The organism is Acinetobacter thutiue, from assembly GCF_030385805.1.
Lineage (GTDB): Bacteria > Pseudomonadota > Gammaproteobacteria > Pseudomonadales > Moraxellaceae > Acinetobacter > Acinetobacter corruptisaponis.
Map to the genome: position 1 here is coordinate 40,803 of NZ_JAUDZE010000002.1, position 15,527 is coordinate 56,329.

Below are 15,527 nucleotides of genomic sequence, written 5' to 3' on the forward strand. Positions count from 1 at the left end.
TTATCTATCTATTTGAATATAATTGGAATTTATTTTTTAAAACTTTTAATTCTTCAGCCTTTATTTTATAAACAGCTCTAAATCTTCTGGTATGCTGACTTTATTCATTTAAGATATTTATATTTGGGTCATAGATTTTGACAATATGGTTTGTCAGTATTGTGGCAAGCTTTGTTGATGCGATGATTCCAGTCACTTAAAAAACTGAAACGCTAACAAATGGAATAAAACAAAAAAGGAAAACATCCTATGAAATCTCTTGTTTGCCAGAATGCCCAGCTTCAAATTGAAGACAGTCCAAAACTGATTCCAGCCAAAGGTCAGGTGTTGCTTGAGGTGGTACGTTGTGGAATCTGTGGTTCGGATTTGCACATGCAACACCACTGTGACCACATGCATGATTTGGCAGAAAGGGTAGGATTTAATGGCGTGGCGAAATCCTCAGATAAATTGGTTTTCGGTCATGAGTTTTGTGGTAAGGTCCTAGATTATGGTCCAAAAACACGCCGTAAACTGAAAGCGGATACTTTGGTTTGTGCGATGCCATTGTTAAATGTTGATCTACAGGGTTATGTACCCACTGGACTTTCACCAAGTGCATCAGGTGGTTATGCAGAGCAGGTTCTGGTTCAATCGAGCCTGATGTTTGAAGTTCCAAATGGACTCGATGCGGATAGTGCGGCGCTGACTGAACCTATGGCTGTTGCCTTGCATGCGGTACGCCGTAGCCGAATCAAGAAAAGTGAACCTGCGATTGTGGTGGGCTGTGGTCCAGTCGGTTTGGGTGTGATTTTGATGCTCAAGGCGGCGGGGGTTAAAACAGTGGTTGCCAGTGATTTTTCACCGAATCGTCGTCGCTTGGCTGAACAATGTGGTGCAGATATCTTGATTGACCCTAAACAGCAATCTCCATTTAGCAGCTGGAAAGAGCTTGGGTTGCTGGGGAATGTCTCTGAAGCGATTAATATGGGAATGGGCATTTTTGACAAGGTCCAGACGTTCTCATTGCCTTGGGTCAACGCAATGCGGGTCGGTGACAAACTCGGTCTATTGCCTAAACGTCCAGTAATCTTTGAGTGTGTAGGCGTGGCAGGGATCATGCAGCAGATTCTTGAGGGTGCGCCACTGTTCTCGCGTATTGTTGGTGTTGGCGTTTGTATGCAAAGCGATAAGATCGAACCTGCATTGGCCATCAATAAGGAATTGGAAATCCAGTATGTACTGGGCTATACACCACTGGAGTTCCGTGACACCCTGCATATGATTGCTGAGGGTAAGGTAAACTGTTCACCATTGCTTACAGGTATTGTCGGACTGGATGGGGTCAATAATGCCTTTGCTGCATTACGGGATCCAGAGCAACATGCCAAAATCCTGATTGATCCGAAACGTACGGGTTCTGATATTCAGTTGATTAAAGCTTAATCTGATTCCAACTTAAATTATTGAAAAATAATTATATTATAGGAGTCTTGCCGAGTTCTCATCCAGTTTCAGGATATGTCTTCGACGACCTACTTTTGTTTTGGCAAAAGTAGGCAAAACCATTGTCATCCGCAAAACTCGTTAACTACTGTCAGCTAGTTTACTGAATCGCAGAAACAACACTTTATTAATAAAGTCCTGCCTCGAACAATTGCGGATGACGTTTCCGAGTATCATATTTCATCAAGAACTTTATATCGAACTCAGATTAATTAAATAGGGGCTACAACAGAACATCTACCAAAGCTTGGTTTTGTTCTGGATACTGATAATACGCGGCGATTTTGTATCACCGCCCAGCGCAATTTGTAGCTCATTCTGCTGTCCCGCTTTCTTACCAAAAAGCGTCCGATTTTCTGTCTCTTGCAAACTGACTGTCGTGACATTATCAACCAGACTAACCTTGATGTTCTTGATTTCATAACTTTCATTGGTGGCAAAATGCCAGGTTGCCTTGAGTTGCTGCAAATAATCGGCTTTGCTGATGGTAAAGCTTTGTGGTGGATCAGCCTGTGTCCATAACACCTTAATCGTGGCTTTATTGTCAATCATATTACCAACTGCCTTGAGGTCGTGTTTTTGTATGGCTTGATAAAAGTTGTTAATAAAACGGGTTGCCGTGTCTTTATCAATGTCACTGGCATGAAGTTGTGGACTAAGCAAACTGATGATCAGCAATGGAGCGAAAGCGATTTTCATGATGACTCCAGATATTGTTATAGGGTGTAAATTAAAAGTACGTGCCTAAAAGCGGCTTGATCTTGGCAATCTGTGATTAGTGTGCGCTATTCAAGATTGTCACTACATTCCGCTTGGGTGGGTTCGGCACGGCAGCGGATTTTTTTCATCAGGTTCATCATTTTTGGATGATAAATTCCCTGTTTGGTCATGCTGATTCGTGCCTGACGCATCATTTCCCGATATTGTGGTGCGGTTCCATCGGCAGGTGGAAAGAAAAACAGGATGTCATCTTCGGCTGCCGATATGGTTTTCATGGCGGTATCATACTGACCATAAAAATATTCACGGGAACGTTGCCCGAATCCTGCTGGGAATTTATCTGGGCGAATCAACATTTGAAAGGTCAGTTGTGCCACAGGCAGTTTTAGCACTGCACCCTGACTGCCCACACCCTTGTAAAGCTCAAGCGGCATATAGGCAACCGCAGGGGCAGCGGTGGCATCCACCTGACCATTATTGAATTTTCCTGCAAAATTGGAGACATCACTCATCACGGCCTGTGCGCCAATGCGTTCCGCCATTACCAGTTGCGCCTTGTCGTAGTCCAGCACGGCAATTTTGCGTCCCGCCATTTTGGTAACGGTATTGATATTGCGATCACGCAGAAAAATGTAGGCTGCGCCCAAAGGCATTAACCCAGCCACCTCATATTGTCCACTGCTCATCATCTTGCTGGCATCGGGACGCAGCAAGGCTGCCATGAGTAGCTTGAGTTGGGTGTAGTTTGGCAAGCCGCCAATTGAGTCAATGCTGCCTGTAAAATGGTTAAACTGGCGTGCACGCATCCCTGTCAGCAAAACCGCATCACATTGACCTGCCTTAAAGTCTTCGGCAGCGACCCGTTCAGAAGTATAGGAGCGCAGTTCAAGCTGTGCGCCCCATGCCCTTGATTGCGTGGCATATTCACGCATACCCGAAATGACAGGGCCTTGTGCGCCGACCATATCAAAAACACAGAACGTTTGCGCCTGTGTTTGCTGAGAAAGCAGTACGCCCAACACAAGCAGGCTAAACCCAAGTTTCATACCAATCATTCCTTTTGGTTGGGATATGGAATGCGTTCAGGTTAGCAAAGATTTTTTAAATACTCAACATGATGAATATTAAATTTGATGAGTTATGTTTCTGGCTGATTCAACTGCAATGCCTCAGTAAATAGCTGAAGATCCTCTGCGGTGGTTTCTCGCCATTTCTGCTTCTGTAAAAACACCTCCACCTGTTTTGCCCATTCCAGCCAGCATTGAATCTGACTGATCCCATGTGTCAGGGTCAGGTAAATGCCCTCAAACTTTTCCAGTACGTTTGGTGGAAGTGACTGGAAGACCGCCTGCATACGAAATAAATCATCCAGACTTTGCTGGTAAGCCTGTCGGTATTGCTGAAATTCCTGCATAAACTGATCTGCGTCCAGCAGGTGAACCGAAGACAGTTTGACTAAAAACTCGCTGTTGAGATGCGGTGGCTTGATGGGGGTTGCCAGCCATTTTTGCATAGCGGCATAACCCTCTGGATTGAGCCGATAGACTTTTCTGGGTGGGCGGGGCGCATTTTCAACAATGTCGCAGTCAATGAGTCCATCACTGTGCAACTTACCCAGATCACGGTAGATTTGCTGAAAGCTGGCATTCCATAAATAGCCGTAAGTATGTTGAAAACCCTTGATAATATCGTAGCCACTGGCAGCCCCCGTACCTAAATACACCAGTAAGACATGGCGAAGTGACATGATATTGACTCCTCAATAAATAATTTATCTTAGCATCCAATAATCAAATTTAATATTCAACAAGTTGAGTATTTAAAAAATCTTTGCTAGGCTGAATATTATTTGCCCGATTTGACAGGTTGAACCATGAATATGCTTGCTGATGTACCTGCTACATTTTCACCTGATGCACCCACCAGTCCATTGCCAGCAATATCGCGCAAGTCATGGTTATGGGCGATGCCACTTGCGCCGTGGTTAAATCTGGGAGATGAGCTGGCGGAGAATGTGGTTAAGACTTTGAGAGCGCATAAAAAACCGCTTGCCCAGCCATTGCCAGCCATTCAGCAACTTGCCCGTGAGGGCAATGTGGCGTGTCAGGATTTTTTAGCCGATATGGAAATGATTCCCGACTGGGTGGATTTTGAGTTGATGGCTAAGGGTGGGGCAATGGCCTATCGACACTTTCCGCAGTTGATCATTGCCCTGATTCATGGTGGTTTAATGACCACTTTTTCCAATGCTGCCTCAGCCCATATTTTGTCAGGTACGCAACGTCTGGAACAAAATGTGGTACGCCGCCTGTTTGAATCATCCACCCTGTTTTTTGGGGTGCTGGATACCGAAGCACTACGACCTTATGGGGCGGTTTGGGAAATCTGTATGCGTGTCCGCTTGATGCACGCGATGGTGCGTTTACGTTTAATGGCATCTGAGCGTTGGGATATGGCAACAGGTCTGCCGATCAACCAATTACATACCGCCGCAGGCCCGTTATTTTTTGGCACGATGGTGCTAGAGAGTTTACAGGCACTGGGTGCAAAAATTCGTCCAGAAGAACATGAGGGCTATTACCTGATCTGGCGATATGTCACACGCCTGTTGGGTGTTCCACTGGGCTTGCTGGGCAATACGGTGGCAGAGCAGCAGGCGATTGACCAGCGTATTATGCCTCTATGCTTTGACCCGAATGATAGCTCACGCCAGTTGGCGCAAGCCTTGTTTGAGGGTTTAAAAAACTTGCCTGATGCACACATGATTCCAAAAACTGTACATGAAGTCCTGTCCCGTTATCTTTTGGGAAATGAAAGGGCAGATGGGATGGGGGTTGCCCAGCATCAAATGGCAATGCGCTGGATTGCACCTTTGGCATTTGGGCTACGAATCTATAGTTGGACATTGCTTATTCCTCAAGTGGGACGTTCTGCTGAGAAGTTTGGCAAACGTTATCTACATAACTTGGTACAACGTGGTTTGGCGGGTGTGGCGGCAGATTATCAGCCACATGGCCATGCGTAAAAGGAGTATAACAATGACTTTAGATCAGCGTGTACTGTATCAATTTCCCCTGTCACTTTACTGTGAGAAAACCCGCTGGAATCTGGATGCCAAAGGCTTGGACTATACCTGCCGTGACTTGGTGCCAGGTTTGCATGCGCCAACGGCATGGCGTTTGGCTGGTCAGCGTTGCCTACCTATTTTGGTGGATGGGCAGCACAGGATTGGGGATTCAACCAAAATCGCCCTGTATCTTGAAAATACTTATCCTAAACGATCACTTTTACCTGTAGATGAACTGGCAAGAAAACGGGTGATGCAACTGGAAGATTTCTTTGATGAATTGGGCGATCATGTTCGCCGCTATTGCTGGAGTCTGGCGGTTGAGCGTGATGAAGTCAGCGATATTTTCTTTAATTTTTCTGGATATTCACGCTGGCAACGTATGCTGGCAGATAGTAGCAAACCACTGCTCAGACAAATGATTCGCCGTACCTTTCAGGTCTATGAACCACGTGTGGCAGACTCTTGGGAAAAAATTCAGAACACGCTGCTGCAAATGGAAGATTGGTTGCAGGGCAATGTTAATCATTATCTGGTCGGGGATCGTTTTACTTTGGCAGACCTGACTGCGGCAAGTATGCTCGCCCCATTGTTCGGCCCAGAGAATAGCCCGTGGACTGATACCAGAATGCCGCCACTGACTCAGCAGCTTCGCGCGGAATCACGTAACACATTGGCAGGGCAATGGGTGCTCAGGCTTTATCGGGATTATCGTGTGTGTGGGTGATTATTGAATCCATATCTTTTTAAAACTCAAAAGTAGAATAATGTCTCAACAACTTAGAATTAAGTTGATATTTGATTCATATATTAAGAAATAATAGTAACTTTAATGACTTGCTATTACCTACATTGACACTTGCAAAATCACAGATTATTTTGTGACTGCTTACCTATATTTTGATAATAATTTTGTTTCTCGTAATGGTAGAACGGAAGAGGGGCGCGTCCGCGCGTGCTGGTTCTAGATGTCCAGTCCGTCAACCCTCTTTCGTTTTGCCACCATATTTTAAAGTTAATTTGAGTTTGACTTAAATATTTTTTAATTTATTGAAAAAATATTTTTCGGAGTCTTGCCGAGTTCTCATCCAATTTCAGGATATGTCTTCGACGACCTACTTTTGTTTCGGCAAAAGTAGGCAAAACCATTGTCATCCGCAAAACTCGTTGACTACCGCTAACTCATTTAATAAATCGCAGAAACAGCACTTTATTAATGAAGTCCTGTCTCAAACAATTGCGGATGGCGTTTCCGAGTATCATATTTCATCGAAAATTTTATATTGAATTCAGGTTAAAGTTAATAAATTTAATGGCTTGCCATTAGCCTTACATTGACACCCGCCACCTCACAGATTATCCTTTATATGCTGACCCACATGGTCAGTCGGTTTTAGCAGACCGTTTTTTCAACTACATCAGAACTATTTCTTCTGAGGAATAGTTTTGTGTATAAACTCCTCGGCCCCTCCCGTAGCGGTAGGACGGGAGTGGGACACCTTCGGGTGTGCTGGAGTTGAAACCAGTCTGCTAACCCTCTTTCGTTCTGCCACCATAATTCTTCATGAGTGCATTGGCAGAATTCCGAATTTTAGGAGTTGGCTATGTATTTTATTCTTATACCTCCAGATTAGTCTTTTACACAGCTTGATCGCTTTTGAGCTTTCAGGCCTTGGTTCATTGCGACTAGAAAAACTGATCAACAATAAAACTGAGATGCGATAGGGCAGTCTTTCAGAGCCTCTGCATGCCTTTTTTTCGCCCGCCATAAGGGCAAAGGTAGTTTGATCTCATTTAAATACAACAAAAAAAGATGAGTGGATGGTATCTATATGTCAAATTTAAAAATTTCTCCAAGAGCATTACAGGTGGTGCATACCTCCATCCAGCTATTTGATACCTATGGATTTCACAAGGCAGGCATAGACTTTATTTTGCAGCAAACCAAAATCGCCAAAATGACGTTTTATAATAATTTTCAGTCTAAAGAACGATTTATTGAAATATGCATGACCGTGCAAAAAGAGCGGCTCAAACAAGAGGTGCTGGCAATTATTTATTCATGCCAACACCTTACGGCAGCCAATAAACTCAGGGAAATTTATCTTTTACATGCAGACCTGAATAGCCCTTATCATCTTCTGTTCAAGGCCATTTTTGAAATTGAACAGCTTTATCCTCATGCCTATCAGGTAGTGATTGAATATCGGGAATGGCTAGTTCAGGAAATTCTTGAATTGTTGTCAGGTATGGAAATGAGCCTGTTAAAACCCGATGTTGATCTGTTCTTATTTATGATTGATGGGGCAATGGTTCAGTTATTGAGTGGGTTTGAGGTGGATCGGGAGAGGTTAGTTGAGGGGTTTTTTGGAAAAAAACAGAAAATTAAAGTATAAGAAATATTATATAGGTATTTTATTTTTATAAATTTAATTGCCTGAAATTATGTATTTATATTTTATTAAATAATTTTAAATGGACTTTAACTATGTTAAATATAATGGTCTTATTTATAATTAAAATGAGTTTTTTATCTGTGAAATAATTTTAAAAATATATTGGTGTTGTTTTTATGAATATTTATATGTCAGTTATTCATTCTTATTTGTTGTGAATGGAATTTTGAAAGGTAAATCTATTTTGACAAATTTAATATCCTTATTTTTTTCTTCCTTGTCAATAAATATTTGATATCTATTGAATTCTGAATTTAAAAACTCTCTTATTAATTTCATTTTACGATCAATACGTAATTTTTGAATTGCTTCTTCATCTAGAGAGCTGTGTTCACTATCTGAAACATCACGAGCAAGCATACTAATTTTTGATAGATTCAATTCTTGCTGTTGAATTTCTGTTAAATGACGAACCATTTTATATAGAAATGCTAAACACATTGAAGCTAAAGTAATTATGAGTAAAGTAAACGGTAATCTTTGAATTAAAATAATCCATGCTTTTTCGAAAGTATCTACTGTTGTTATTGCTGTAAAGTCTTTTAAAGTTTCCCAAGAAAGATTTACAATAAATCCTAGAATAAGTAGAGGGATGAATGCTAGAAAACCATAAGTCCATTTAGTTCTAGTTGCTCGAGTAACAAAACCCTCAAGGTTATCTGGAAATAGATTTACAGACTTTTCTAAATCTTTTCTCCGTTGTTCTAAACGTTCATTACCATCATTTAAATATTTTGAACGTTTTTGTAGCTCCAAAAAATCTTCATTTAATTTTGATAATTGATTATCTTTTGCAGTAATTTGTGAACTAAGTGATTCAATTTCTGTATTTTGCTGGTTTATATTGTTTTGTAGATTCTTCTTCTGTTCTTTTAATTCTTCTATATTTTTTTCCAATTCAGATTCGTGTTCTTCTTGTGTCGCTAAATATTCTTGATATTCATTCAATTTATTAACTATTTCCTCAACTTTGTTGGTTAACTCTATTTTCTTTGTTGAAATAGTTTCTTCATATTCATTTCGATCTTCCTTAATCTGATAAAAATTATTTAGTTGAGTAATTGCATCATTAAACTTCATCCCATAAAGTTGAAATCTTTCTAGGGTAGACCTCTTTTTTGCAAAGAGTTTTTCATTATTAAATTTTATAGATATTTGTTTAACACAGTCATTTGTCCAAAAAATAATTTTTCCTTCTTTATTTAATTTATCTTGTCGTAATGTTCTCTTTATATTGAATAAATTTGTATAGGTAAGTTCAAATACACCCTCTTCTTCAGGTTTAAATAATATTGCAGATACAAAAAAATTATCTAAAAGTGTAACTATAGAACTAGCTTTATTTAGTGAATAACTTAATTGAGAATTTTCAATAAATTGTGCAAATCTGCTTGTTTCAAGTGTTTCTGTTGGGGATAAAATAGTATTTTTATATAGAGTAATAAATAGATTTGGACTTATGTCCTCTTCTTGTAGTTGATTGATATCTTCATTTATTTTTTCTAAATCGATACCGAGTTCTTTATCCATATATATTCTCAGGCATAAAAAGGTCGAGAAAGCTCGACCTTTTAAGTTTATTACCAGCTTAACGCACCACCAGTCTGATAATCCGTTACACGCGTTTCAAAGAAGTTCTTCTCTTTACGCAAGTCCATCATCTCAGACATCCACGCAAATGGATTGGTCACGCCAGCAAACTGCTCTGGTAAACCAAGCTGAGACAAACGACGGTTACAGATGAACTTCAAGTATTCTTCCATCATGCTGGCATTCATGCCCAATACACCACGCGGCATAGTGTCACGCGCATACTCGATTTCAAGCATGGTACCTTCAAGAATCATTTGAATCACTTCCTGTTGGAACTCATTTGTCCAAAGGTGAGGGTTCTCAATCTTGATCTGGTTGATCATGTCGATACCAAAGTTCAGGTGCATCGACTCATCACGCAAAATATACTGGAACTGCTCAGCAACACCATTCATCTTGTTACGGCGGCCCATACTCAAAATCTGGGTAAAGCCACAGTAGAAGAAAATGCCTTCAAGTACGCAGTAGAATGCGATCAGGTTACGCAATAAACGCTGGTCATTTTCAGGTGTGCCTGTGTGGAACGTTGGGTCGCTTAAAGACTGCGTATATTTCAGGCCCCACGATGCCTTGCGTGCAACGCTTGGTACTTCACGGTACATATTGAAGACTTCGCCTTCATCCATACCCAAAGACTCAATACAGTATTGGTAGGCATGGGTATGAATCGCTTCCTCAAACGCCTGACGCAGGATGTACTGGCGGCATTCAGGATTGGTGATGTGGCGGTAGATGGCCAATACCAGATTGTTTGCAACTAATGAGTCCGCAGTCGAGAAGAAACCTAAAGAACGCATGACAATGGTACGTTCATCTTCGGTCAAGCCATTTTCAGACTTCCAAAGCGCGATGTCATGGTTCATGTTGATTTCTTGTGGCATCCAGTGGTTGGCACACCCGTCAAGGTATTTCTGCCAAGCCCACTCATACTTAAATGGTACAAGCTGGTTCAAGTCCGCGCGGCAGTTGATCATGGCCTTGTCATCAACCTGTACACGCTGTGCGCCCATTTCCAGTTCTTCCAGACCTGGCGCAACGTCAAGATGTTCTAGGGCTTCAGATGCTCTAGCCAGCGAATCGGTTGGATTTGTTGATCGCACGGTACTGGCTCCAGCGGATTGTGGAGCTGCCACACGCGGCGATGATGGCTCTGCATCAGATACCACTTGCGTATCAACCGTTTTTTGCGATTCGAGGGACGCAGACTTGTGTTCAGGTGCAGTCGGTTTTTGCGTATCATCTTCAAAATCGTCCCAGCTAAGGATAGACATAATTTATCTCACTCTAATCTTAATTTATTTATGTGACAGTTTTAAACACTAAAACATAGATCAGACACAGCAATACCATCACTCCAACCGTTAATCCCAACATGCTTTTTAAACGTTTAAGATTGACTGGAGAGGGAAGTGAATTGGGTGTCAATAATTTGCCTGTTTCATCATAAACAGCCACAGCCCTTGCGCCACTCGCTAACCCTAATTCCTGCAATGCCCGTATTTCCACCTGTGTTAAGCCTGCTTCTGTTCGTTCCATAGCCTGAATAAACATAATGGGTGCTGAATCTAAAAAGCTAAATTTGCCTTGTTTTATCAGCTTGGTCAGTGTCTCTTCAGCTATGCTGTAGTTGCCCAATAAAGAACGTGGATGTGAAAAGGAAGCGGACCCAGCCATTTGCCCTGTAACAGAGGAAGCACCAAGTACCATACGATTTATATAAATCTGGATGAGCACTGCATTTGAATTAGCATATTTTTCTAAATCAAGTTGAAGTGTCATCTTATCTTCCTAAGCAATCACTTTATTGATCTTGCTTTTGCTGCTGTTTACGAATTTTAAAAAATGCGTAAACCATAGGAATATAAAAAACTAAAAAGGCAAGAATCAGGACAATCACACCAAATTGATAATTATGACTGAGATGGAACATGATCTTTGCCTCTATTTATCTTCTTTTCAACCTCTCCCTGACCCTCTCCTTTTAGGAGAGGGGATAGCATGAATCATATTCAGCATTAGATTCATGGCAAGTCCCCCTCCTTTTAGGAGGGGCTAGGGGCGGTCTTACTGACAAGCTTCGCAGTCTGGATTGTCAATTGAACACGCCAATGGTACAGGCGCAGCCGTAGCAAAATCCTCTTCAACTTGTACATCAGGTTTTTTCTCTACAACCACTGCCTGTGCCGCAACAACGGGTGCTTCAACAGCCGCTGGTTTAACCGCATTAAGTGCGCCAGTATTGATTGTTGATTTCTCGGCAGAGGTTGCACCCAAAGCTCGGAGGTAATAGGTGGTTTTTAGGCCACGCAACCACGCCATTTTGTAGGTGATGTCCAGTTTCTTACCATTTGCACCAGAGATGTAAAGGTTAAGTGACTGTGCCTGATCAATCCATTTTTGACGACGGGATGCAGCATCCACAATCCAGCGTGGCTCAACTTCAAATGCAGTGGCAAAAATCGCTTTCAATTCTTCAGGAATACGGGCAATTTTCTGTACAGAACCTTCAAAATGTTTCAGGTCATTCACCATTACGGTATCCCACAGACCACGTTCTTTTAATGCACGAACAAGGTAAGGGTTGATGACAGTGAACTCACCAGAAAGGTTTGATTTCACATACAGGTTCTGGAATGTTGGCTCGATTGACTGAGACACACCACAAATGTTTGAAATGGTTGCGGTTGGTGCAATCGCCATCACATTTGAGTTACGCATACCATCTTTTTGAACTTTGGCACGTAAAGTATTCCAGTCCAGACGTTGGGTACGGTCAACCTCAAACATACGCTCAGGACGGGTTTTACCAACAAGGTCTAAAGAATCGATTGGCAAGATGCCCTGATCCCACAGTGAACCCTTGAATGTTGAATAGGCACCCCGTTCAATCGCAAGGTCGCTAGAGGTTTGGATTGCATAGTAGCTGATCACTTCCATTGATTCATCGGCAAAGTCAACCGCTTCATCTGAACCGTAAGCGATGCCCATTTCATAAAGCGCATCCTGGAAGCCCATGATCCCCATACCCACAGGGCGGTGTTTCAGGTTCGAGTTCTTCGCCTGTGGCACTGCATAGTAGTTAATGTCGATCACGTTATCGAGCATACGCACTGCTGTTTTGATGGTACGGGCAAGTTTCTCACGATCCAGCACACCACCTTGAACGTGTTGTACAAGGTTGATTGAACCCAGGTTACATACTGCGATTTCATCCTGATTGGTATTCAGGGTGATTTCTGTACACAGGTTGGATGAGTGAACCACGCCCACGTGTTGTTGTGGTGAACGCAGGTTACATACATCCTTGAATGTGATCCACGGATGGCCTGTTTCAAACAGCATGGAAAGCATTTTGCGCCATAAGTCTTTGGCACGTACTTTCTTGTGCAGCAAGTTTTGTTCTTTGGCTACAGCTTCGTAGTGTGCATAACGCTCAGCAAATTCAGCACCAGTCAGGTCATGCAGGTCGGGTACTTCAGATGGTGTGAACAGTGTCCATTCAGCATCTTCAAATACACGTTGCATGAACAGGTCAGGCACCCAGTTTGCTGTGTTCATGTCGTGGGTACGACGACGGTCATCACCTGTGTTCTTACGCAGCTCAAGGAATTCTTCAACGTCTAAGTGCCAGGTTTCAAGATAGGCACAGACCGCACCTTTACGCTTACCGCCCTGATTCACCGCAACAGCGGTATCGTTCGCCACTTTCAGGAATGGCACCACACCCTGAGACTTACCATTTGTACCCTTGATATAAGAGTTCAAGGCACGTACAGGTGTCCAGTCATTGCCTAAACCGCCTGCCCATTTAGACAGCATGGCATTGTCACGCATTGCCCCATAAATGTCATACAGGTCATCACCAATGGTGGTGAGGTAGCAGCTTGAAAGTTGCGGACGCAATGTACCAGAGTTAAACAGGGTAGGCGTAGAGGCCATGTAGTCGAAGCTTGACAACAGGTTATAGAACTCAATTGCGCGTTCTTCCTTATTGTCTTCATTGAGCGCAAGACCCATCGACACACGCATAAAGAACAATTGCGGTAATTCAAAACGCACGCCATTTGAATGGATAAAATAACGGTCAAATAATGTCTGTAGGCCTAAATAGGTAAACTGGTTTGAACGTTCTGGCTGAATCGCCGCCGCCAGTTTGGCAAGGTCAAAATCAAGCAGTTCTGGAGATAAAAGATCAAGCTCGATCCCTTTCTTTAGGAATGTTTCTAAAGCATCGCCTTCCAGCGTATCGGTTGCTAAACCTAAAAACTCAAGACCTGTGCTCACCAGTTCATTACGCAATAAACGCGCAGTCACATAGGTGTAGTTTGGTTCCTGTTCAATACGGGTACGTGTCGCCATCATCATGGTGGTGGCAATGTCGCTTTCCTTTACACCGTTATAGAGGTTCTTAACGGTTTCATCGACAATGGCCTGAACATCAATCCCTTCAAGACCCGCACTTGCAGTTTCAATGTTGGCTGTAAGCGCACCTAGGTCCAATGGCTGGAGCTGACCATTGGCATCGGTAATCTGTAGGGTAGGGTGATGGTTCGCACCTGCCTGCTGACGGGCGGTGGCACGCTGTTCACGGTAAATCACGTAGGCACGGGCAACCTTTTGCTCGCCTGTGCGCATCAACGCCAATTCAACCTGGTCCTGAATCTCTTCAATATGAATCGTGCCACCTGACGGTAAACGACGATTAAAGGTATTCAGCACCATCTCTGTGAGTTGCTCAATACGGTCATGGATACGACTTGAGTCGGCTCCCTGCTGACCTTCAACAGCTAAAAAGGCTTTTCCAATCGCAACAGAAATCTTCTCGGCATTAAATGTCGCGATTTCTCCAGTGCGCTTAATAACCTGAATTTGGCCAGGTGCGGAAGTGATGATGCTCATGTCAGCATAGCTCCATTATCATCTATTTTTATGTTCATAGACCGTTTGAACCGTGCACAAAATATGCCACGATGTTTGAGGGATAAACACAATACTTAGTGGTTAAAGTTTATTTTCAACACAAGATACGGGATTTTTAACAGCAGATCAATCTTGACATTTTACTAAAGTTTTTTTCGTGTTTTAACTGCTGTATTCACAGGCACATAGCATAGCAAAGGGCTTTAAAAAGACGTATAGATAACTCTGTGGATAACTCAAAAAACAGACACTTAAATTATTTCGGAAGCGCAAAGAAACAAATTGTTTAATACTGGTACAAAATTTATACTCAATATCCATGTTGTTTATAACAAGCATGTAATTCTGAAAAAGACATTAAAATTCATCATATTAATAAAAATATAACAAAACTGGGTGGACGTGTATCAGTTTGGTGAACGACCACTTGTTTACAATGTAAACGTGTGTATATTGCAAATCATAAACCAATGTATCTGTAAGATTATTAGGGGCAAATAAATGAGCCAAGAAGAAAAGTTACCAAAGATTCTGATCGTTGAAGATGACGAACGTTTAGCACGCTTAACCCAGGAGTATTTAATCCGTAACGGTTTGGAAGTTGGGGTTGAAACTGATGGTAACCGTGCCATTCGTCGTATTATCAGTGAACAGCCTGATTTAGTGGTGCTGGATGTAATGTTGCCTGGGGCGGATGGTCTAACCGTTTGTCGCGAAGTGCGTCCACACTACCATCAACCAATCCTGATGCTGACCGCACGTACTGAAGATATGGATCAGGTGCTTGGTCTGGAAATGGGTGCGGATGACTATGTTGCCAAACCTGTGCAGCCACGTGTCTTGCTTGCACGTATCCGCGCGTTATTACGCCGTACCGACAAGACGGTTGAGGATGAAGTGGCGCAACGTATCGAGTTTGATGATCTGGTGATTGATAACGGTGGCCGTTCAGTGACACTCAATGGTGAGTTGGTTGATTTCACCAGCGCGGAATATGACCTGTTATGGCTGCTGGCTTCAAACGCGGGCCGTATCCTTTCTCGTGAAGACATCTTTGAGCGTTTGCGTGGCATTGAATACGATGGTCAGGACCGTTCAATCGACGTGCGTATTTCCCGTATCCGTCCGAAAATTGGTGATGACCCAGAGAATCCAAAACGTATTAAGACGGTGCGCAGCAAGGGTTATTTATTCGTCAAAGAAACCAACGGGATATAAATCCCTTTCTTGCAGAGTTTTAGCCACCCCCTACCTTTAAGAACAGAGGTGACCCCTCCCTGATGAGA

The 15,527-nt window shown here is 42.6% G+C and carries 13 protein-coding genes; 5 read left to right on the forward strand and 8 right to left on the reverse strand.

All coding sequences use genetic code 11. The features are described 5' to 3' along the window. The first annotated feature begins 249 nt into the window (after window positions 1–249). A complete protein-coding gene (locus tag QTA56_RS06100; protein ID WP_267980073.1) occupies window positions 250–1,425 on the forward strand; it encodes a zinc-binding dehydrogenase in 1,176 nt (391 codons plus the stop codon). 297 nt (window positions 1,426–1,722) lie between these two features. Here QTA56_RS06100 and QTA56_RS06105 read toward each other — a convergent pair whose 3' ends face one another. From QTA56_RS06105 to QTA56_RS06115, 3 genes are all read right to left on the reverse strand, one after another. After that, complete coding sequence (locus QTA56_RS06105; RefSeq protein WP_267980074.1) at window positions 1,723–2,184, reverse strand: Cif family virulence factor; 462 nt, start codon at window positions 2,182–2,184, stop codon at window positions 1,723–1,725. Between the two features lie 86 nt (window positions 2,185–2,270). After that, window positions 2,271–3,251 (reverse strand): putative solute-binding protein, encoded by a 981-nt coding sequence (locus QTA56_RS06110; protein ID WP_267980075.1) that lies wholly within the window; start codon window positions 3,249–3,251, stop codon window positions 2,271–2,273. A 92-nt stretch (window positions 3,252–3,343) separates the two neighbouring features. Beyond that, window positions 3,344–3,952 (reverse strand): PadR family transcriptional regulator, encoded by a 609-nt coding sequence (locus tag QTA56_RS06115; RefSeq protein ID WP_267980076.1) that lies wholly within the window; start codon window positions 3,950–3,952, stop codon window positions 3,344–3,346. A 126-nt stretch (window positions 3,953–4,078) separates the two neighbouring features. Here QTA56_RS06115 and QTA56_RS06120 point away from each other — a divergent pair, with 126 nt between their 5' ends. The 3 genes from QTA56_RS06120 to QTA56_RS06130 all read left to right on the forward strand — a co-directional run bounded on the left by QTA56_RS06120 (window position 4,079) and on the right by QTA56_RS06130 (window position 7,668). Beyond that, window positions 4,079–5,230 carry an oxygenase MpaB family protein gene (locus QTA56_RS06120; RefSeq protein ID WP_267980077.1) on the forward strand — a complete coding sequence of 384 codons (1,152 nt, stop codon included), beginning with the start codon at window positions 4,079–4,081 and terminating at the stop codon, window positions 5,228–5,230. 13 nt (window positions 5,231–5,243) lie between these two features. Next, window positions 5,244–5,999, forward strand: coding sequence for a glutathione S-transferase family protein (locus QTA56_RS06125; RefSeq protein ID WP_267980078.1), 756 nt, complete (start codon window positions 5,244–5,246; stop codon window positions 5,997–5,999). 1,105 nt (window positions 6,000–7,104) lie between these two features. Beyond that, entirely contained in the window at window positions 7,105–7,668 is a 564-nt protein-coding gene (locus QTA56_RS06130) for a TetR/AcrR family transcriptional regulator (RefSeq protein ID WP_267980079.1), read from the forward strand. 195 nt (window positions 7,669–7,863) lie between these two features. Here the strand turns inward: QTA56_RS06130 and QTA56_RS06135 are convergent, their stop codons facing one another. The 5 genes from QTA56_RS06135 to QTA56_RS06155 all read right to left on the reverse strand — a co-directional run bounded on the left by QTA56_RS06135 (window position 7,864) and on the right by QTA56_RS06155 (window position 14,220). Next, window positions 7,864–9,258: a hypothetical protein gene (locus QTA56_RS06135; protein WP_267980080.1), complete on the reverse strand. Its 1,395-nt coding sequence runs from the start codon at window positions 9,256–9,258 to the stop codon at window positions 7,864–7,866. A 50-nt stretch (window positions 9,259–9,308) separates the two neighbouring features. After that, window positions 9,309–10,592 carry a ribonucleotide-diphosphate reductase subunit beta gene (locus QTA56_RS06140; protein ID WP_267980081.1) on the reverse strand — a complete coding sequence of 428 codons (1,284 nt, stop codon included), beginning with the start codon at window positions 10,590–10,592 and terminating at the stop codon, window positions 9,309–9,311. Window positions 10,593–10,620: 28 nt separating this feature from the next. Beyond that, entirely contained in the window at window positions 10,621–11,100 is a 480-nt protein-coding gene (locus QTA56_RS06145; protein WP_267980082.1) for a hypothetical protein, read from the reverse strand. Window positions 11,101–11,122: 22 nt separating this feature from the next. After that, window positions 11,123–11,251, reverse strand: a complete 129-nt coding sequence (locus QTA56_RS06150; RefSeq protein WP_267980083.1) for a preprotein translocase subunit YajC — start codon at window positions 11,249–11,251, stop codon at window positions 11,123–11,125. Between the two features lie 134 nt (window positions 11,252–11,385). Continuing rightward, on the reverse strand, window positions 11,386–14,220 hold the full coding sequence (locus tag QTA56_RS06155; protein ID WP_267980084.1) for a ribonucleoside-diphosphate reductase subunit alpha: 2,835 nt from the start codon (window positions 14,218–14,220) through the stop codon (window positions 11,386–11,388). 522 nt (window positions 14,221–14,742) lie between these two features. On the opposite strand from QTA56_RS06155, the gene bfmR reads away from it, so the two are divergent. Beyond that, a complete protein-coding gene (gene bfmR / locus QTA56_RS06160; protein ID WP_004655457.1) occupies window positions 14,743–15,459 on the forward strand; it encodes a response regulator transcription factor BfmR in 717 nt (238 codons plus the stop codon). Window positions 15,460–15,527: the final 68 nt, after the last annotated feature.